Raw genomic sequence first — 18788 nt, forward strand, 5'->3', positions numbered from 1 at the left:
GTCAATCTCTTTTCTGATTTAGCCATCGATGAATAACGCCCGCCACCGAATAATTCGGAGGTGGCCCATCCGTCCATGCCCGATGGAATCGGACGTCTGAACTGCCGGGTGGTGGTTCAGGCATCGAGAAGAGAACACGACCGGGAAGCGTGACACCATCACCAGATACGACCGCCTCTCCGTCACGAAGCGAGCCAAGAAGGCTACCTTGGTCACCGAGAGTATCGGGAAGGAGTCTTAGCACCCGGGTCTGATCAATGTCAGAAGTGAGGCGTAGCGCGACGAACGTACCGCATTGAGAGAGTATGGTTTGTGACACATTCGCGGGGCGCTGGGAAACAACAACCAGGCTCAAACCGTATTTTCGCCCCTCTTTTGCAATTCTCTCGACAGCTTCAACTGCAACTGTATACCGAGAATCAGACTCTGCGGGAATATAAGAATGTGCTTCTTCGAGAACTAAGGCTACAGGCAGGTGTTCCGCATTCGTGTCCCAGTACCGATAGTCGAAAAATAGTCGACAGAGAACGCCAATTGCCGTTGCCCGCACTTCTGCGGGTAGTCCGGATAAATCTAAAACCGTGACGTGTATGTCGGTTTTCCCAGTTCCAAAGAGGCTGTCAAAGAAACTAGCTAGGGAGTCGCTTGATGATTCCCCGTCGAAGAGAAATGCATAACGCGGGTCTCGCTGTTTCGCCTTCATTTTCTCAATCATCTTCACAGCCCCTTCCTTCTCCGTTTTGGTCAGAGGGGCGACATGTGCATCTAGGTTGCCAATAAGAACATCCCATTCGTAGGCAATAGGGGTGTCGACACTAAGGTTGACGTCATCGGGACCAAGTACATTTGCTGGAGACAAACGGCGAGCTTCCCGGATTTTGTCGGCGAGAACGGCCTGCTGATTGCTCCCTAGGCTTCCACCGCAGAAGACATCGGCAAACTCTTCGAAGGTCAGCATCCAAAAGGGAAGTCGAAAATCGGACCATGCGATGCAAGCTGAGCGCGATTGGAAGTTCCCTCCGAACGCTGGGCCATACTCGTTGTGTATATCGAAGATGACCAAGCGAGGTCGAGCATAGGAGCGGAGTACCGCTTGTGCTAACGCTGCGACGGTGTAGCTTTTGCCGGAGCCTGTTGTCCCGAGTACAGCTGCATGGCGGCCAAAAAACTTGTCTAAATCGAACCTGGCAACACCGCTACCGGTCCCTACTCGATGACCTGCCGGGAAAAGCCTCGCCGCTGACTTGCTATCAAGAGCGGAGTTGAGTAGCTCATCAAACACATCTCCTGAAATGAAGTAGGCTGCCGAGGAGACTGGTGGCAGATGATCAACGCCACGTCTAAAACCGTTATTGATTGTACCGACTACTGTCAATGCCACCTTCTTCACTTCTGTGGTGATCTTATGGCCGCGATTATCTGGATCGGTGCGGTCCACAAGCTCTTGCCACGCTCTTGTAACAACGCAAAGCACATCCCCATGATCACCACCGCAATTTATGAATGAACCGACTGTAATGTGCGTATCAGTGTCTCCAGACACGCGAACTTTCAATTTCGAGGCCTCGACGACTATCGCTGCGCCGTCCACAGATTCAACCAATCCAATTTTTAGCTCTTCGTCGCGAACTGACATTTCGTTTTCCCCGGTTTACTGGAATTTCTATTTTATTTAAATTCACTAATTTATTAGACAAAAGTCTAAAGAAACTCTCGAAACACCGTGCGGCTAATAGAGTGCGATTGACGCACGAACTACTGTAGCGCAATTTGTGTGAAAAAGAGAGGTTCCGACAGAAAGCTCGCGTGACGTAGCATTCACGCTGGCTATGCTGATTGAATACGGACGCTTTGAACGTATCAGCTCACGTTGAAATGCACACGGATATCCTGCCGGCTTTCGACCGGACGGCCTGCCTGCATCGCCGGAAAAAAACGCCATTTACGGAGCGTTTCAAGGAGTATCTGATTCAGCCGCGGACTGGGCGTCGGTTTGACGAGTTCTACATCGACCGATCCATCGACATGGATTGCGAAGCGGGCCGTTGCGACGGTTTGATAGGCCTGCTCGCGCAAATCGTCCGGAAGCTCCGGCAACGGTTGTGAAATAGAATGCGCCGCGGCGTCGCCGGAGGATTTGGCGGACGGCGTAGTGTTTTCGTCCGGCGACGCAGCCGTGTGCGCGGATGGCTCGGCGGACGGTTTCGACTCCTGCACTGCGGGCGCCGAGGGAGCTGGCGCCACGCTCTGCACCGGTCGCGCATCCGGTTTCGGTGGCACAGATGGCGGCGTGCGCGATTGCGTTGAGACGTGCGTGCGCGGATCGGTGGCTTGTCGTGGCGTTGCCGGTGCGAGTGGTGCGTGCGCCGCCGGAGCCGCGGAAGGCGTCTCAACCGGAGCTTTCGGCGGATCGAGTTCCATCATCCGCATCTCGATTGGCTTATCAGCTGCACGTGCGGACGGCGACGGACTCAACCAGTGCCCCAGTTGAACCAGAAATACGAACCATACGATCAGCGCGACCAGCACCGCCAGCGCGAAACGTACTGGCGGAGAATCGTCCACGGCAGCTGCAAAACGCATCCGGCTATTCACGATGCACGGCGATCAGAAACCGCGCGGCGCCGGCGCGGCGTGCGGCCAGCATCGCCTGAACCACCACGCCGTGGCCGGCTGCGTCGTCAGCGGCAATCACGACATTGCCGTTCGGCTGCAGCAGACGTTTTACCGTCGGCTCGATTTGATCGAGGTGAACTGGCTGATGGTTCACAAATATCGCATTGCTGCTGTCCACCGAAATCGTAAGCGGTTCATGGGCCGCCATCTGCTGGGCGCGGCCGGCCGGGAGATTGACCTTGACGGCGTCGAGCCGTTGCATGGCGAGCGAGGCGAGCATGAAGGTCGCCAGCAGAAAGAACATCACATCGATCATCGGAATGATTTCGATGCGACCGCGCCTCGCCGCGCGCGAGCGCTTGAACTTCAAGGCAGCGCTCCCGCGGGCGTATCGGCAAGACGGATTTCGCTAAGCCGTGCATTGGCGAACGACTCGAGTTCATCCATGAGCCGTTCGAGCCGGCGGGAGAAATAGTTGAACGCAAAGAGCGCGAACAAGGCGACCACCAGGCCGGTCGCGGTCGCCACCAGCGACTGTGCCACGCCGCCGGTCACGCCACCCGGATCGACGAGACCGTCGCCGCCGAACAGCTGGAACGAATGCATCATGCCGACGATGGTGCCCAGCAGTCCGAGCAGAGGCGCCGCTGTCACGATGGTCTCCAGCACCCAGAAACCCTTGCTCATGTCGCGTTCGATCTGCGAGGCAACCGATTGTGCCTTTGCCTCGCGCAGCCACAGCGGCACGGAAGGATCCGGCACCCACGGCGCGTTCATCCGTCTGAACGCATTCTGACTGGATGCATCCTTCAATCTGCCGGCCCAATCAAGCGCCGATCCGGACGCGACCATTGTGTGCGTGATTTCGTGCGCGTCGTGCAGCGTACCTGGCAAACGGCCAAAGCGCAGAAACACATAAGCCCGCTCGAGGGTAATCGCGACCGCCAGAATGGCGAGTACCGTCAGCGGATAAATGACCCATCCGCCGACGCGTACCGCCGCCAGAACGCTTGCCCAATCTTGCATGTTCTACCTCTTTAGCTCTTCGTCGCTCTTTGTAGCCTGACGGAATCAGAAATTTTTGGTGATGCCGGCATAGACCGCGAAGTGCGGGCCATATTGCGGTGCACCGACGCCGATACCCGATCCATCGCGCAACTCGTAGACGCGGTTGAACGCGTTGATCACAAGCAGGCGTGCATCGAATTTCCCGATCAGAGGCTGGTTAAAGTGCTGTATCACGCCGAGATTGACTTGCGCGTAGAGCGGCAGCTTGTCGGTGTTCGCAAAACCGCTGCGCAATCCGCTTCCCACCAGTCCATCGAAGGTGAAGGTCGTTTTGCCGAAATCGTAGGTTCCGCCGAACGATGCGGTAATGCGCTGGTCGTGATCCAGATAGACCCAGTGATTGTTGATATAGGCGAGTTCCGCCGGGTCGAAATTGAACTGCGCCGAATCGATCTGGGTTCCCTGTGCGCGGCTCCACGCGAGATTCACGTAGGCCGAAACATTGTCCTGCTTGTAGTTGGCCGTGAATTCGACCCCATACACGCGACCCTGCCGGTAGTTGAACGGCGTGAAGATCAGGGCGGAACCGAACTGCCCTTCGTCGAGCAGGTTGGTGGACTTCTTGTAGTAAGCGTCGAGCCCGACCGTCACGTTCGACCCGAGGCGCTGGGTCACGCCGAGATCGAAATAATGGCTGCGTTCGGGTTGAACCTGGCCGTTCTGGCTCGATGGACTCTGGTTGGTCGTGCCATTGAACCGGCTGATGGTCGAGCCGGACACCAGTTCGAACGCAGGCGGGGTGAAATAGCGCGCGTAGCCGGCATGGAGCGTCGTGGCCGGTGTGAGCGCATAGACGAGACCGACGCGCGGGCTTAGCTGGCTTGCGCTGACGTACTCATCCATCTTGTCGTAGCGAAGACCGTAGTTCAGCGTGAGCTTGTCGGTGAGTTTCCACTCGTCCTGCACGTAGGCGCTGTACAGATAACCGGTTTTGCTGCTGGAGTCCTGAATATTGAAGGGTTGATCGGAGAGCTGGTTGCCGCTGCTGTCCGTCGCGAACACGTTGACGCTGTCGTCGAACACCGCGTGTTCCTGCTGGACGAAGAGACCTGCCCGCACCGTATGCTTGTCGTTCAGCCGCCAGGTCGTGTCCACCTGCGCGCCGTTGGCCGAATTGCTGTGAAAATCCTGCGATGCCACGCCATTGAAGAGCAGATCGCCGACCGGATCAGGGTTGAATTGGGTTCGCGTGTAGCGCGTAAAGAGGGCGACCTGATAGTCGAGGGCGCCGCCATTGGTGCCCTGCAGCGCCACCACGGCGAAGTTGTTCAGTTCCGATTGCGTTTCGTTCAACTGGCTTGAGTTGAACGTGTTGTTGCCGTTGAGCGTGAAGTTGGTCGGCAAGCCGGGCGTATTGGGAATCTCGAACTGGTTGCTCGTCGTGCCGAACATCACGCTCACGCGTGTGAGCGGGTTGATGATGTAGGACATGTAGCCGAACGCGTTGCCCTGGCGGGTGTGGTCGTGAATCGCGTTGGCGCTGGAGGTGGGATTTTCGATCCCGAGGTTGTTCATGCCGACCGAGCCGCTGAAGTAGTAGCTGAACGGCCCCTGGCTGCCGAATACATCCGCGCTGGTCTTGATGGTCTGATGGCTGCCGCCGAACACGTCGATCGATCCACCGTTGCCTGCATCGCCCGACTTCGTGCGGATGTCCACCACGCCTGCGGTCCGGTAGCCGTACTGCGCCGGCAATGCACCGGTGAGCAGGTTGACCTGGTCGATGATGCGGGTGTCGAGCGACTGGCCGAAGCCGCTGATCGGCTCGGGAATGATGATGCCGTTGATGCGGTATTGCAGGTTCGCGTGGTCTCCGCGCACGTGCAACTGGCCATATGAGTCGCTTGCCACTCCGGGCGCCTGCAGCAGCACCTGGTTTAGCGGCGTGTCTTGCCCTGCGGGCAGAGCATTGATATCGGCCTGGCTGAAACGGTACACGCTGCTGCCGGTTTCCGGCAGCAGTCCGTTGCGGGCCCGATCCAGACGCTTGGCGTTCACCTGAACGTCGAGCGTCTCGCTTTGAGCGAGTTTGACGCTTACCGCACTTTGCTCGCCCGCAGTCGTGGTCGCGATGCTGCTGCCGCTGGCGAATCCCGGCGCCGTGACGACAATCGCATAGGTACCCGGGCTCACGTGCGCAATCGCGAAATGACCGTCGGCGTCCGTTTTTGCTTCGCTAATAGCGGCTCCGCTTGCATTCTGAACGCTGACGGTGGCGTTCCGGACGGGCTTGCCCGCTGTGTCGGTGACGGCGCCCGTCACGGAGGTTTCGTTGGGCGCGGCATGGACATGAGCCGAGATAGCGAACAGCAGCAAGGCTGCGTGAGAGACGCGCGTGCGGTTTTTCATCTTTCTTATTTAGGGTTGGTCACTGGGTGAATGCGTTTCCGTCTTGCCGACGTTCTTCCTGGCTGTCGTTCGTCGCGAGGAATGTTATATCATTACATTGGTAAACAAAAATGACAACCCGATGGAGGGCGCGGCGAGTGATTCGGAGGAGGGAGGAGGCGTGTTTGACGCGCGAGCGGCGGCCCGGGTCCGGGCCGCCTTGATGGGTGCTGCAGGTTTTGTGGGTTTTGCGGATCGCGCTGGTTTTGCGCCGGGTCGTGCCGTGACGGTGCCTACTTGCGCTGTGCCAGCGCGGGCACCAGCGAGTGATGCGCGCCGACGCCGGCTGCCACGCCGGCCGCCGAAGCAAAGGTCGCGTTGGTCATCATATTTGACGCGTCACCGGCGGCATAGACGCCTTCGACGGTCGTCTGCTTCCAGTCATCGACTCTGATGACGGGGCCGAGCGGAGCCTCATCGAATGCACACCCGAGTTGCTCCGCGAGCGGGCTGCTCATGTGCGTCCTGGGCGCGACGAACAAGGCGTCGATCGCGACAACGCGTCCATCGGCGAGTCTGAGCGCCTCGAGCTGCGGCGCCGGACCGAGCAGTTCGATGACCGGCGAGCGCTCGATGCGAACGTTGCGCGCGGCCAGATGGGCGAGTTGCTCCGCGTCGGGCTCGAACGTGTCCTGGGTGAAATACGTTGTCGGACCCCAGTCGGGAATGAGAAGCGCCTGATGGGCGGATAGCGGATGATTGGCCAGTACGCCGAGACGGCGATCCTGCACCTCGTACCCATGGCAATAAGGGCAGTGCAACACCGTCGCCCCCCACCGTTCCTGCAAGCCCGGTATGGCGGGCAGTTCGTCCCGCACGCCCGTCGCGAGAATGAGCCGGGAAGCAGATTCGGTCTGGCCGTCCGAAAGCGTGACGCAGAAGGTGTTCTCGTGCCGCCGGGCGGTGAGCGCCTCGCCTTTGACCCATTGAACCGTTGGATAAGCCGCGAGCTGGGAAGCGGCTTCGCGAATGATCTCCGCAGGCGGCTTGCCATCCTGGCCGAAGAAGCCGTGCGCGTGCGAGGTAAATCGATTGCGCGGCAATCCTGCGTCGATCACGAGAACTTTTCTTCTGGCGCGCGCAAGCTGCATGGCGGCCGACAAACCCGCGAAACTCCCGCCCACGACAATCACATCATGCTGGGTATGCATTTTCTTTCTCCTGTCCTGTATTGCGCCGGCGCCGACGCTGAAGAGTCACGGCCAAGCTGACGCCAGCCGTTTCATGGAACATCATAAGTTGCATGATAGGGCGATGCTATACTTAACGCAACTTCGAATGTTGCGTGAGTGGCTTCGTCCGCCACGCTTCCTGAACATGAGGCGATGAATGAGAACGGATAGCCGCCTGTCGCGGATGCTGCATGCCTTGATCCATATGGACCGGCATGACGGTCCGCTGACGTCTGAAGCGATCGCGCAGATGCTGCGCACGAACCCCGTCGTGGTGCGGCGAATGTTGGCCGGGCTACGAGATCAGGGTTATGTGCAGTCCGAGAAAGGGCACGGGGGCGGTTGGGTCGTGTCGAAAAATCTGGACGAACTCACGTTACTGGACGTTTATCGGGCAGTCGGCGAGCCGCCGATTTTCTCCGAACTCCTGACGGAAGATCACGCGGAATGCCTGGTTGAGCAAGCCGTCAATGCCCGTCTGTCAGAAACGGTGCGAGAAGCTGAAGCTGCGTTGCTGGCGCAGTTTGGCGAAATTTCGGTCGGGATGCTCGCGCGTGATTTCGACGCACGGTTTGCGCGCAGCCAGTCGCCGGATTCGACGCGCCGGCCCACGCGCCGCGCTAACGAAAAATCTCGGCGATGAGGTTGGCCACGGTCCGGATGCGCTCGCTATCGCGCAGGGCGGGATGCAGCACCATCCACACGTCCTGGTCGAGCGCCTTGATGTGCTTTTCGACACAGACGAGGTCGCTCGTGGTGTCGCCCGCGAGTTGAGCCAGCACGCCGAGCCCGGAGCCGCCCAGCACACCGTCGAACACACCCATGCCGTAGCTGCTGCGAAGCGAGGGCGCGGGCGCGCCAGGCAGGGTTTTCAGCCATTGGGTGGCGGGATGATCGGGCTGCCGGTCGTCATAGCCGACGAACGAGAGCTTGTCCCATTCCTTTCTCGCGATCGCCGCCTTGTGGCGCAGATAGTAGTCGCGCGAACCGTAAAGCCCGAAGCGGATCCTGCCGATGCGCCGCACATACAGATCGCCCTCGTCGGGGCATTCTGACCAGAGCGCGATGTCCGCTTCGCGACGCGCAAGGCTATACGGCCGTCGTGAAGTCAGCACTTCGATGGCGAGGCCGGGCAGCCGGTCCTGGAACGAGCCGAGCAGCTTAAGCAAAATGTAAGACGGCCATTCGACAGCGTTGATCCGCACCGTGCCGTGCGCCGCCGCACCGCCGGTCACGTCCGCTGCGCGTTCGATCTGGTGGGCGAGGTCTTCCATCTGCTCGGCCCAGGCCAGCACCCGCGCGCCGAAGGCCGTCACCGTGCAGCCCGACGGCACCCGGTCGATAAGCGGCTCGCCGAGCCGCCGCTCAAGCTCGGTCAGGCGGCGCGACAGGGTCGGCGCGCTCAGATCGCATGCCGCCGCGGCGGCGCGCATGGTTCCGCCGCGCGCGATCTCCACCAGAATCCGCAGGTCGTCCCAGTCTACGTGTTCCATTTTTGAAACGCTCGATTTTAAAATTGGCCATAGCATAACGTGGATCGCGAGGATAGCATTGGACCTGGCCGTACTCGTCCCAGCATCTGGCAAGGAAACCCGAGGTTTCGCCGGCAGCTGCGGCAAGTGTGGCGAACCTGTCCATCACGCGACTCAACGGCTATCAGTACGTAGACCGAACGAGCAAAAAGGAGACATTAATGATTCGTCATTTCCAACTGGCGCGCCGTCGCGCCATCGTAGCCAGTGCGGCTTTCCTCGCCGCATCGATTCTGCCGATGCCCGCAGCGTTCGCCCAGGCCGCTCACAAGCCGAAAGTCGCGCTGGTGATGAAGTCGTTGGCGAACGAGTTTTTCCTGACCATGGAAACCGGCGCGAAAAACTATCAGAAACAGAACCCCACGAAATTCGATCTCATCACGAACGGCATCAAGGACGAGACCGATACGGCTAACCAGATTCGCATCGTCGAGCAGATGATCGTCTCGAAGGTCGACGCACTCGTGATCGCACCGGCCGATTCCAAGGCGCTGGTGCCGGTTCTCAAGAAAGCGGTCGACGCGGGCATTATCGTGGTCAACATCGATAACCAGCTGGATCCGGGCGTGCTCAAATCGAAGGACCTGAACATTCCGTTCGTCGGCCCGGATAACGCGAAGGGCGCGCAGAAGGTAGGCGATTATCTGGCCAAGCACCTCAAGTCGGGCGACAACGTCGCCATTATTGAAGGCGTCTCGACCACCACCAACGCGCAGCAACGCACGGCCGGCTTCAAGCAGGCCATGGCGACGGGCGGCATGAAGGTCGTCTCGCTGCAATCGGGTGAGTGGGAAATCGACAAGGGTAACGCCGTGGCGAGCCAGATTCTGAATGCCAACCCGGACGTCAAGGCGCTGCTGTGCGGCAATGACAACATGGCAATCGGCGCGGTCTCGGCCGTGCGCGCGGCAGGCAAGGCAGGCAAGGTGCAGGTGGTGGGCTACGACGACATCGACGCAATCAAGCCGATGCTCGCCGACGGCCGCGTCCTTGCCACCGCCAATCAGTACGCCGCCAAGCAGGCCGTGTTCGGTATCGACACGGCGCTCAAGGCGCTCGCCGAACACAAGAAGCAGTCGGAATTGTCGGGCGTCGTCGAAACGCCTGTCGATCTGGTCACCAAATAAGACTGGCAAAACGCGTGGCCCGTATCGCATGACGGGCTGCGCTGCCTGATCTTTGTCCAGCTTTATCGATCTGATGTCTACTCCCATCCTATCCGTCCCCGATGTCCCGCCCGTGTTGAGCGTGCGAGGCATCGGCAAGACCTATGCCGGTCCGGTGCTGGCCGATATCTCGCTGGAGCTTTACGCGGGCGAGGTGCTGGCGCTGACCGGCGAGAACGGCGCGGGCAAGAGCACCTTGTCCAAGATCGTCGGCGGTCTCGTCACGCCGACCACCGGCTCGATGACGCTGGGCGGCGCGGCTTACACGCCGGCCAGCCGCAAGGACGCCGAGGCGCTCGGCGTGCGCATGGTCATGCAGGAGTTGAACCTGCTGCCGACTCTCTCGGTGGCGGAGAATCTGTTCCTGAACCGTTTGCCGCAGCGCGGCATATTCGGCCGGATCGACCGCGCGAAGCTGCGCGAGGACGCCCGGCACGCCATGGCGCAAGTCGGGCTCGACGCGATCCACCCCGATACCCTGGTGGGTACGCTGGGCATCGGGCATCAACAGATGGTCGAGATCGCGCGCAACCTCATCGGCGATTGCCGCGTGCTGATTCTCGACGAACCCACCGCGATGCTGACTGCTCGCGAGGTGGACCTGCTGTTCGAGCAGGTCGAGCGGCTCAAGGCGCGCGGCGTGGCGCTGGTGTATATCTCGCACCGGCTGGAAGAGTTGCGGCGGATCGCGCGGCGTGCCGCGGTACTGCGCGACGGGCGGCTGGTACACGTCGACGAAATGGCCAATCTGTCGGCCGATCGTCTGGTCACGCTGATGGTTGGGCGCGATATCGGCGAGCGGATCGATCTTGGCGAACGGCGCATTGGCGGCGTGGCGTTCAAGGTCGCGGGCATGACTCGCGAGCCGGCCGTGCGCGATGTGTCCTTCGAAGTGAAGGCGGGCGAGATTTTCGGCGTCAGCGGTTTGATCGGCGCGGGGCGCACGGAATTGATGCGGCTCATTTACGGCGCCGATCGCGCGGATGCCGGCACGGTGTCGATCGCGCATGGCGGCGGCCCGCTCGAACCCGTGAAAGTCTCGTCGCCGGCGGACGCCGTGAAGAACGGCATCGCACTGATTACCGAGGATCGCAAAGGCGAGGGCCTTCTGCTCACGCAGCCCATTGCCGCCAATATCTCGCTCGGCCATCTGCGCGCGGTGTCGAAGAACGGGGTGGTGGACGGCCGTCGCGAGGCGGCGCTCGCGCGCAAACAGATCGACGCGATGAGCATCCGCAGCACGGGACCCGCGCAACCGGTGTCCGAGCTCTCCGGCGGCAACCAGCAGAAGGTGGTGATCGGGCGCTGGCTCGCGCGCGATTGCAGGGTCTTGCTGTTCGACGAGCCCACCCGCGGCATCGACGTGGGCGCCAAGTTCGATATCTATGCGCTGATGGGTGCGCTTGCGCGGGAAGGCCGCGCGTTGGTGGTGGTGTCGAGCGATCTGCGTGAGTTGATGTCGATTTGCGACCGGATCGCGGTCATGTCGGCAGGGCGCATCACCGGCCTGTTCGAGCGCGGCAACTGGACCCAGGACGCGCTGCTTGCCGCGGCGTTCGCGGGCTACACGAATCGCGACGCCTTGCTGCACGATCCAATCGAACCCGACGCAGCGGCGCCCGGCAAGCCAACATCCGGCACCCCGGCACCGTACGAAAAATCTGTGGAGTAGAGAAGCATGACCGCACCAACCAGCCTGCCTACGTTGCAGAACGAACCGCCCAAAGACGCGAAGCCGATCGGCACGCGCCTTGGTTTTTCGAACTACCTCGGCCTGCTCGGCGCGTTGCTCGGGATGATCGTCCTGTTCTCGCTGCTGAGCTCGCACTTTCTGAGCTACGACACCTTCAGCACGATCGCGAATCAGATTCCCGATCTGGTGGTGATGTCGGTCGGCATGACCTTTGTGCTGATCATCGCCGGGATCGACCTGTCGGTCGGCTCCGTGCTGGCGCTCGGCGCGGCGCTCACGAGCGTCGCGGCCTTGCAGTGGCACTGGCCGGCCTTGCCCGCGGCCTTGCTCGGCATGGCGGGCGCGGCCTTGACCGGTTGCGTGACCGGTGCGATTACCGTGGCCTGGCGGATTCCGTCGTTTATCGTGTCGCTGGGCGTGCTCGAGGCGGCGCGCGGTCTCGCGTATCAGCTGACCAACTCCCGCACGGCCTATATCGGCGATGCGTTCGATTTCCTCTCCAACCCGATTGCGTTCGGCATTTCTCCCGCGTTCCTGATTGCGATCGTGGTGATGGCCGTCGCGCAGTGGGTGCTGACCCGCACGGTATTCGGCCGCTATCTGGTGGGCATCGGCACCAACGAGGAAGCGGTACGTCTCGCGGGCGTCAATCCGCGGCCCTACAAGGTTGCCGTATTCGCACTGATGGGCCTGCTGGCCGGTCTCGCATCCCTGTTCCAGATTTCGCGGCTCGAGGCGGCCGACCCGAATGCCGGTTCGGGGATCGAGCTGCAGGTGATCGCGGCCGTGGTGATCGGCGGAACGAGTTTGATGGGCGGGCGCGGCTCGGTGATCAGCACGTTCTTTGGCGTGCTGATCATTTCTGTGCTGGCTGCGGGTCTGGCCCAGATCGGCGCGACCGAGCCGACCAAGCGCATTATCACGGGGGCTGTCATTGTGGTGGCCGTCGTGCTGGATACCTATAGAAGCCGGCGCCGCGCCGCATAATTGACCATTGGCGACCACGCATGGCGGGTCAGCAGGAGAGTGAAAGTGTCGAAAGAAGTGAAGCAGGGCCGCGTACTCGTGGTGGGCAGCATCAATACCGACCTGGTCGCCCGTGCGCCGCATTTGCCGCGGCCCGGCGAGACGATCGGCGGACATGAGTTCTCGCAGGTCGCCGGCGGCAAGGGCGGCAACCAGGCCGTGGCGGCCGCGCGAATCGGCGCGCGCGTAGCCATGATTGGGCGCGTGGGCAAAGACGCGAACGGCGCGCAGCGGGTGCAGGATCTGGAGGCCGAGGGTATCGACTGCGCGGGGATCGAAGTCGACCCGGCACAGCCCACCGGCGTGGCGATGGTCACGGTGTCGGACGACGGGCAGAACACCATTGTGGTGGTCGCGGGCAGTAACGGCGAGCTCACGCCTGAGAACGTCACGCGGCATGAAGCGGCGATCAAGGCCAGCGACGTCGTGGTGTGCCAGCTGGAAACGCCCTGGGATTCCGTCCACGCCACACTCGCGCTAGCCCGGCGGCTGGGGAAGATCACCGTGCTGAACCCGGCGCCGGCAACCGGGCCGCTCCCCGCGGAATGGCTGCCGCTCATCGACTATCTCGTGCCGAACGAGGTCGAAGCGGGGATACTCGCCGGCCTGCCGGTCGAATCGCAAAGCGGTGCCCGAAGGGCAGCGCTGGAATTGCAACGCGGCGGCGCCCGCCACGTGATCGTCACGCTCGGCTCGCAAGGCGCTTATCTGTTGCCGGAAGGCGGCGAGGGCACGCATTTTCCGGCGCCGCAGGTGCGGGCGGTCGATACGACAGCGGCCGGCGACACCTTTATCGGCGTCTTTGCCGCGCAACTCGCCGCGCGGCAGCCGCTGGAAGGCGCGATCAGCCTCGCGCAACGCGCGGCTTCGATTTCCGTCACGCGCGCCGGTGCGCAGCCGTCGATCCCGACTCGCGCGGAGGTCGACAGCGCGGTGTGAAGTGGATGCCTGTTGTGACAGCAAGCAGTTCGACCGGCAACTCTGGGTAGCTCGACGTTGAATGACCGACACCATCTCCGGATGGTGTTCCTTTGGTTTAATCGCGATCTCTACTGGAATAAATGGACGAAACATGAAATCACAATATATAGGCATCCTTATGATTGTGCTGGTCCTTGCCGGATGTGGCGGCAACGTGACGGCCACCGATCCGCTCGCCAACGCGCCGAAGGTCATCATCGATTCGGATTTCAATACGATGGGCGACGACGGCCAGTTGTTCGCCATGACCACGCAGTTGATGGGGCAGGGCAAGGTCAACCTGCTCGGGCTGACGGTCGTGACCGGCAACGACTGGCTGCTTCAGGAAGAAGCGGACGCGTTGAAGGCCGTGGAGCGCATGGGCGTACAGAACGTGGTGGGGGTCTACGGCGGAGCGGACTATCCTTTGCAATACGACGTGGCGAGCATTCGTGCGCAGCAGGCCGCCAATCCTCAAGGCTATTTCGGCGCGTGGATGCGGCCTGAACCGACCCAGCAGTCGCAGCTTGTAGCGCCGCCTGATGGCTTTGCAGTGTCGACGAAACTGCAGGCGCAAAGCGCCGCGGATTTCATGATCCAGACCATCAAGCGCTATCCGAATCAGGTCACCATTCTCGAAGTGGGGCCGCCCACCAACCTCGCCACGGCCATCATGAAGGCGCCGGAGATCGTGCCGCTGATCAAACAGATCGTCTACATGGGCGGCGCGATGGCGGTGCCGGGCAATGCGAACGCCGTGGGTGAACTGAACTGGTGGTTCGATCCGCTTGCCGTACGCACGGTGCTTCAAACGACGATTCCGCAGGCCGTCATTCCGCTCGACGTCACGGATACAGTGCCGCTCACCCAGAGCATTTTCGATCAGATCGTCAACAACCCGAACAAGCAGACGGCGGTCACCCGGGCGTATGGCATCGTCAATGCGGGTTCGTTCGGCGACAACACCCATCTGTTCGACACGCTGACGATTGCCTATTTCATGGACCCGACTTATGCCACGCAAACGAAAAGCGCCTACCTGGATATCGACACTGCGAGCGGCGAGGATCAGGGGCACGTGACGGTCTACCCTGACCAACCTGCGCCGGGCGCCTCACCGAACAAGATCACCTATGTCACGCAGTTCGACAACAACCGGTTCTTCAGCCTCTACGTCGACCTGCTGACGCGCCCCGTGCCGATCACGTTGCCTTGAGGCGCCGTGCCCCACGCATGGCTCGCGCATGACTCAGGGCCGCGGTCTCATTCAGACCCGGCCCGGATCGAGCAGGTTTGAACTGAAATCGCAGCACTGCGCGGCGAGCCGCGCGATGTCGGTATTGAGGGAACGTGGCTGCTCTGCCCGATGCATCGCGACGTATGAGACAGGCGGTAGCGCCGGGCGCGTCTGAATCATACCGAGCGCGCCGCGCGTGACCATGTGGTTCAGGCACGCTTTGGGCAGATAGCTGACGCCGAGACCCGACAGCGTCAGCCCGATCTGCGCGATCAGGCTATTGCTCGCGAGAATTCTTTGCATGCTGACGCCGTGCTCCTGCAGAAAACGGCTGTAAATAAAGCCTGTTCCCGACAGCCCGCCCTGCAGGATCAGCGGAAACTGCGCAATCTCGGCGAGCGCAATGGCCGTCTTCTTCGGCGCCAGTGCCGGCGCGCACATCCACGCGTTATCCACTTCACCGACCTTCGTCATCGCGAAGGGTTCGGTGCTGTGGATCTGCGGAACGACGATGATATCGATCGTGTCGTCCGCGAGCCGCTCGCGCAGCGTCGCGTTCAAATCCACCTCGGCTTCGACGACGATCTTCGGATATTCGGCCTGTATCGCGCCGATCAACCGGGGCAGCCAGGTGAGTGCGGTGAGTTCGGTTACCCCGATGCGGACCTGGCGCACCAAGGCCTCCTTCGAGCTGATCCGCTCGACAATCTGATCGCGCCGTTCGAGCAATTCTTTCGCGTAGGCGAAGAATTCGGCACCTTTGGGCGTTAGCCGCGCGCTGCGGTGCGCGCGGTCGAATACGGTCAGGTCGAAGGCGCGCTCGAGCTCCTGGATCCGCTTCGAAACGGCCGACTGCGTGGTGTTGAGCCGGCTCGACGCCGCTTCGAACGAGCCGAGCTGGACGATCCAGTAAAGCGCCTCCATCTGCTTGAACGTCAGCATCGCGCCGCCCTTTTCATGAAATAAAGCGATAGTTTCTCATATAAAAAAATCGCTTTTTTTACTTATTTCGGCTGCTTAAGGTTCCTCCATCGCACCCCGCCCCCAATCTGGAGAGAGCATGGATACCGTCGTCGAAAGCCCACCCGCCAATCACATTGAACGCAAGCCGCGTGTCGGCCTCGCGTGGCAGATCCTGATCGGCCTTGTCATCGGCGTCGCCACGGGGCTTGTGCTGAACCACTTTCCGCAGCTGCGGGACGCGACCGTTTCCGGGCTGTTGCAGCCCGCCGGCGATATCTTCATCAAGCTGATCAAGATGATCGTTGTGCCGATCGTTTTCACGAGCATGGTGGTCGGGATCGCCGGCGTGGGAGACGGCAAATCGTTCGGACGTATCGGCCTGAAGACGCTGGTCTACTTCGAGGTGATCACGACGATCGCGATCCTGATCGGGTTGATTCTGGGCAACGTGTTGCAGCCGGGCGTCGGCACCGACATGTCGCAACTCGGCCATGCCGACATTTCCCGCTATCAGCAGGTCACGCAGCAGGTGCAGGGTCATCACGGACTCATGACCCTCGTGCTCGGCGTGATCCCGGACAACATCATTGCCTCGATGGCGAAAGGCGACCTGCTGCCGGTAATCTTCTTCTCGGTCCTGTTCGGCCTCGGCCTGCAGTCGGTCCCGGAAGAATTCCGCAAGCCGGTGATCGCCATGCTCAAGGGCGTTGCGGAGGCGATGTTCAAGGTGACGAACATGGTGATGCATTACGCGCCCATCGGCGTGTGCGCGCTGATCGCGGTGACCGTCGCAAGCTTCGGGTTCGGGTCGCTGCTGCCGCTGCTCAAGCTGGTGGCCGTCACGTATCTTGCGATTGTCCTGTTCGTGCTTGTTGTGCTCGGTATTACGGCGCGGCTGTTCGGCTTTCGCATCTTCACGCTGCTGCGCGTCATCAAGGACGAATTGATCATCGCGTTCTCGACCTGCAGTTCCGCAACGGTGCTGCCCCAGCTCATGAAGAAGATGGAAGACTACGGCGTGCCGAAGAGCATCACGACGTTCGTCGTGCCGACCGGCTACACGTTCAATCTCGACGGGGCGTCGATCTATCTCGGCATCGGCACGCTGTTCGTCGCGCAGCTATATGGCATTCATCTTGGCTGGCAGGAGCAGCTGGTCCTCGTGCTGACGATGGTCGTGACCTCGAAGGGCGCGGCCGGCGTGCCGGGCTTCATGTTCGTGATTCTGCTCGCGACGCTTGCAAGCGCGGGGCTGCCGCTCGAGGGGCTCGCTTTCATCGCGGGGGTGGATCGCGTCATGGACATGGGACGTACGGCACTTAACGTGGTGGGCAACGCGCTCGCGCCGCTCGTCATCGCCAGGTGGGAAGGTCAGTACGACGAGCAGAAGGGCCGCGCGTATCTCGCGTCGCTCGACGCCTGAGCGGACCCGGCTCGCAACACAAACATTCAGCAGAACGATCAGGAGTATTCAGATGAGCAGTAACCAGGGCGAGTTTTTTTCCACGTCGTTGATGGAGGAGATCAAAGCGCGGTTTCATCATGTCGACCATGACATCGACGGCAGCGAGCGGCTCTTCTTTGACAACGCGGGCGGTTCGCTGCGCCTCAAGGCGGCCGTCGACGCATTCGCGCGAGTCGATGCGCTGCCCGATTGCCCGGAGCGCATTCACGCGCGCGCACGTCATCTTCAGGACATCCAGGCGCGTGGCGAAGAGGATATCCGCACCATCTTCAACGCGGCGGACGGCAGCATTTACACGTCGTTGACGGCCTCGGGCGCGATGTTCGATATGGTGCGCGCGATCATGGAGAACGTGCCGGGCACCAACGCCGTCACGACGATCCTCGAACATCCGTCGTCGTTCGACGCAATGACCTACTACGCACAACGCACGGGCAAGTCGTTGCGTGTCGCGCCCAGCAATCCGCAGACGGGCGGCGTGGACGTGGAGGCGATTCTGGCGTTGATCGACGCGGACACGGCGCTTCTCAGTGTCATGGCGGCGTCGAATATTTCCGGCGCGAAATTCGACATCGCGGCGCTGGTCGAGCGCGCGAGGCAGAAGAAGCCCGGACTTTTCATCGTCGTGGATGCGGTGCAGCACGCGCCGCACGGCCTTATCGATTTGCAGAAGACACCTGTGGACGGCATCAACTTCGCACCCTATAAGTTCTTTGGCTGCCGTGGCTCCGGCATCTCCTGGCTGTCGCCACGTGCCGCCGTTCTACCGCATCATCGCCTCGACGCAAAGCGGGAAGAGGTGTGGCAACTCGGCAGCCCGGCGCCCGCGCAGTTCGCGGTGGTGACTGAAATCGTCGAGTACGTGACGTGGATTGGCGGTCGTTCCGGTGCCGCCGATACGCCCCGCGAGCGCTTCGAGGAAGGGATGAAACGCATCGAGTTGCACGAGCGCGCGCTGCTCGCAGCCATGCTCGACGGCCACGGCGGACGGCGTGGTCTGCGGCGGCTCGACGGCGTGGAGGTGTTCTGGGATCACGCCGATCTGACGCAGCGCGACCTGATCCTCGGTATCGGCTTCACGAATCTGAGCCCCACCGACGCCGTGCGCGAATACGAAAAACGTGGCGTGATCGTCTACGAACGGATTGCGTCGAGCCTGTATTCAGGCCGGATGCTGAAGTCGTTCGATCTGGCCGGCGCGGTGCGGATTTCTCCGCTGCACTGTCATGCGCCCAGTGATATCGAGCGCTTTCTTTCGATCACCGAAGCACTGACGACACTGTAAGGCGTGGCGCCGGGCGCTTAAGTGGATCCATAAAACTGCATGACAGCAGGGCCGGCGGCACCCCTGATCCGCCGGTCCCACCGTCCGCACGCAGACCCCAATTACGCGGCACGCGAACAATGTTGCGCCACTTTACTCACACGCGTCGCCCAGCGCCCGTGCCCCAAGGCGTGGCAACGGATTACCGCTGACGCTTGCGGCGCTGCAGGTAATCCAC

The 18788-nt window shown here is 61.3% G+C and carries 16 protein-coding genes; 8 read left to right on the forward strand and 8 right to left on the reverse strand.

All coding sequences use genetic code 11. The annotated features are described in order from the left end of the window. Window position 1: 1 nt before the first annotated feature. From BCY88_RS14535 to BCY88_RS14560, 6 genes are all read right to left on the reverse strand, one after another. On the reverse strand, window positions 2–1636 hold the full coding sequence (locus tag BCY88_RS14535; protein WP_120344909.1) for an ATP-binding protein: 1635 nt from the start codon (window positions 1634–1636) through the stop codon (window positions 2–4). Window positions 1637–1860: 224 nt separating this feature from the next. Then, window positions 1861–2565: an energy transducer TonB gene (locus BCY88_RS14540; protein ID WP_259461393.1), complete on the reverse strand. Its 705-nt coding sequence runs from the start codon at window positions 2563–2565 to the stop codon at window positions 1861–1863. Between the two features lie 22 nt (window positions 2566–2587). After that, window positions 2588–2986 (reverse strand): ExbD/TolR family protein, encoded by a 399-nt coding sequence (locus BCY88_RS14545; RefSeq protein ID WP_120344911.1) that lies wholly within the window; start codon window positions 2984–2986, stop codon window positions 2588–2590. Continuing rightward, window positions 2983–3642, reverse strand: a complete 660-nt coding sequence (locus tag BCY88_RS14550; RefSeq protein ID WP_120344912.1) for a MotA/TolQ/ExbB proton channel family protein — start codon at window positions 3640–3642, stop codon at window positions 2983–2985. The genes BCY88_RS14545 and BCY88_RS14550 overlap by 4 nt, the downstream gene beginning before the upstream one ends. 45 nt (window positions 3643–3687) lie before the next feature. Beyond that, complete coding sequence (locus BCY88_RS14555) at window positions 3688–6033, reverse strand: TonB-dependent receptor (RefSeq protein WP_120344913.1); 2346 nt, start codon at window positions 6031–6033, stop codon at window positions 3688–3690. A gap of 272 nt (window positions 6034–6305) precedes the next feature. Continuing rightward, a complete protein-coding gene (locus BCY88_RS14560; RefSeq protein WP_120344914.1) occupies window positions 6306–7223 on the reverse strand; it encodes an NAD(P)/FAD-dependent oxidoreductase in 918 nt (305 codons plus the stop codon). A 178-nt stretch (window positions 7224–7401) separates the two neighbouring features. Here BCY88_RS14560 and BCY88_RS14565 point away from each other — a divergent pair, with 178 nt between their 5' ends. Then, on the forward strand, window positions 7402–7887 hold the full coding sequence (locus BCY88_RS14565) for an Rrf2 family transcriptional regulator (protein ID WP_120344915.1): 486 nt from the start codon (window positions 7402–7404) through the stop codon (window positions 7885–7887). On the opposite strand, the gene BCY88_RS14570 is transcribed toward BCY88_RS14565, so the two are convergent. Continuing rightward, window positions 7865–8737 carry a LysR family transcriptional regulator gene (locus BCY88_RS14570; protein ID WP_120344916.1) on the reverse strand — a complete coding sequence of 291 codons (873 nt, stop codon included), beginning with the start codon at window positions 8735–8737 and terminating at the stop codon, window positions 7865–7867. The two genes, BCY88_RS14565 and BCY88_RS14570, sit on opposite strands and share 23 nt — an antisense overlap. 200 nt (window positions 8738–8937) lie before the next feature. Here BCY88_RS14570 and BCY88_RS14575 point away from each other — a divergent pair, with 200 nt between their 5' ends. The 5 genes from BCY88_RS14575 to BCY88_RS14595 all read left to right on the forward strand — a co-directional run bounded on the left by BCY88_RS14575 (window position 8938) and on the right by BCY88_RS14595 (window position 14837). Further along, on the forward strand, window positions 8938–9903 hold the full coding sequence (locus BCY88_RS14575) for a sugar ABC transporter substrate-binding protein (RefSeq protein WP_120344917.1): 966 nt from the start codon (window positions 8938–8940) through the stop codon (window positions 9901–9903). Window positions 9904–9976: 73 nt separating this feature from the next. Beyond that, on the forward strand, window positions 9977–11614 hold the full coding sequence (locus BCY88_RS14580) for a sugar ABC transporter ATP-binding protein (RefSeq protein WP_120345026.1): 1638 nt from the start codon (window positions 9977–9979) through the stop codon (window positions 11612–11614). Window positions 11615–11620: 6 nt separating this feature from the next. Next, window positions 11621–12622: an ABC transporter permease gene (locus BCY88_RS14585; protein ID WP_120344918.1), complete on the forward strand. Its 1002-nt coding sequence runs from the start codon at window positions 11621–11623 to the stop codon at window positions 12620–12622. Window positions 12623–12667: 45 nt separating this feature from the next. Next, window positions 12668–13600, forward strand: a complete 933-nt coding sequence (gene rbsK / locus BCY88_RS14590; RefSeq protein ID WP_120344919.1) for a ribokinase — start codon at window positions 12668–12670, stop codon at window positions 13598–13600. 160 nt (window positions 13601–13760) lie between these two features. Continuing rightward, complete coding sequence (locus BCY88_RS14595; protein ID WP_259461394.1) at window positions 13761–14837, forward strand: nucleoside hydrolase; 1077 nt, start codon at window positions 13761–13763, stop codon at window positions 14835–14837. A 51-nt stretch (window positions 14838–14888) separates the two neighbouring features. Here the strand turns inward: BCY88_RS14595 and BCY88_RS14600 are convergent, their stop codons facing one another. Continuing rightward, entirely contained in the window at window positions 14889–15800 is a 912-nt protein-coding gene (locus tag BCY88_RS14600; protein WP_120344921.1) for a LysR family transcriptional regulator, read from the reverse strand. A gap of 118 nt (window positions 15801–15918) precedes the next feature. Here BCY88_RS14600 and gltP point away from each other — a divergent pair, with 118 nt between their 5' ends. Together gltP and BCY88_RS14610 are read left to right on the forward strand one after the other, a co-directional pair. Continuing rightward, window positions 15919–17244, forward strand: a complete 1326-nt coding sequence (gene gltP, locus BCY88_RS14605) for a glutamate/aspartate:proton symporter GltP (RefSeq protein ID WP_120344922.1) — start codon at window positions 15919–15921, stop codon at window positions 17242–17244. A gap of 52 nt (window positions 17245–17296) precedes the next feature. Beyond that, window positions 17297–18571, forward strand: a complete 1275-nt coding sequence (locus tag BCY88_RS14610) for an aminotransferase class V-fold PLP-dependent enzyme (protein ID WP_120344923.1) — start codon at window positions 17297–17299, stop codon at window positions 18569–18571. The last annotated feature ends 217 nt before the right edge of the window (window positions 18572–18788 follow it).

This window comes from Paraburkholderia fungorum (genome assembly GCF_003610895.1).
GTDB classification, from domain to species: domain Bacteria; phylum Pseudomonadota; class Gammaproteobacteria; order Burkholderiales; family Burkholderiaceae; genus Paraburkholderia; species Paraburkholderia fungorum_B.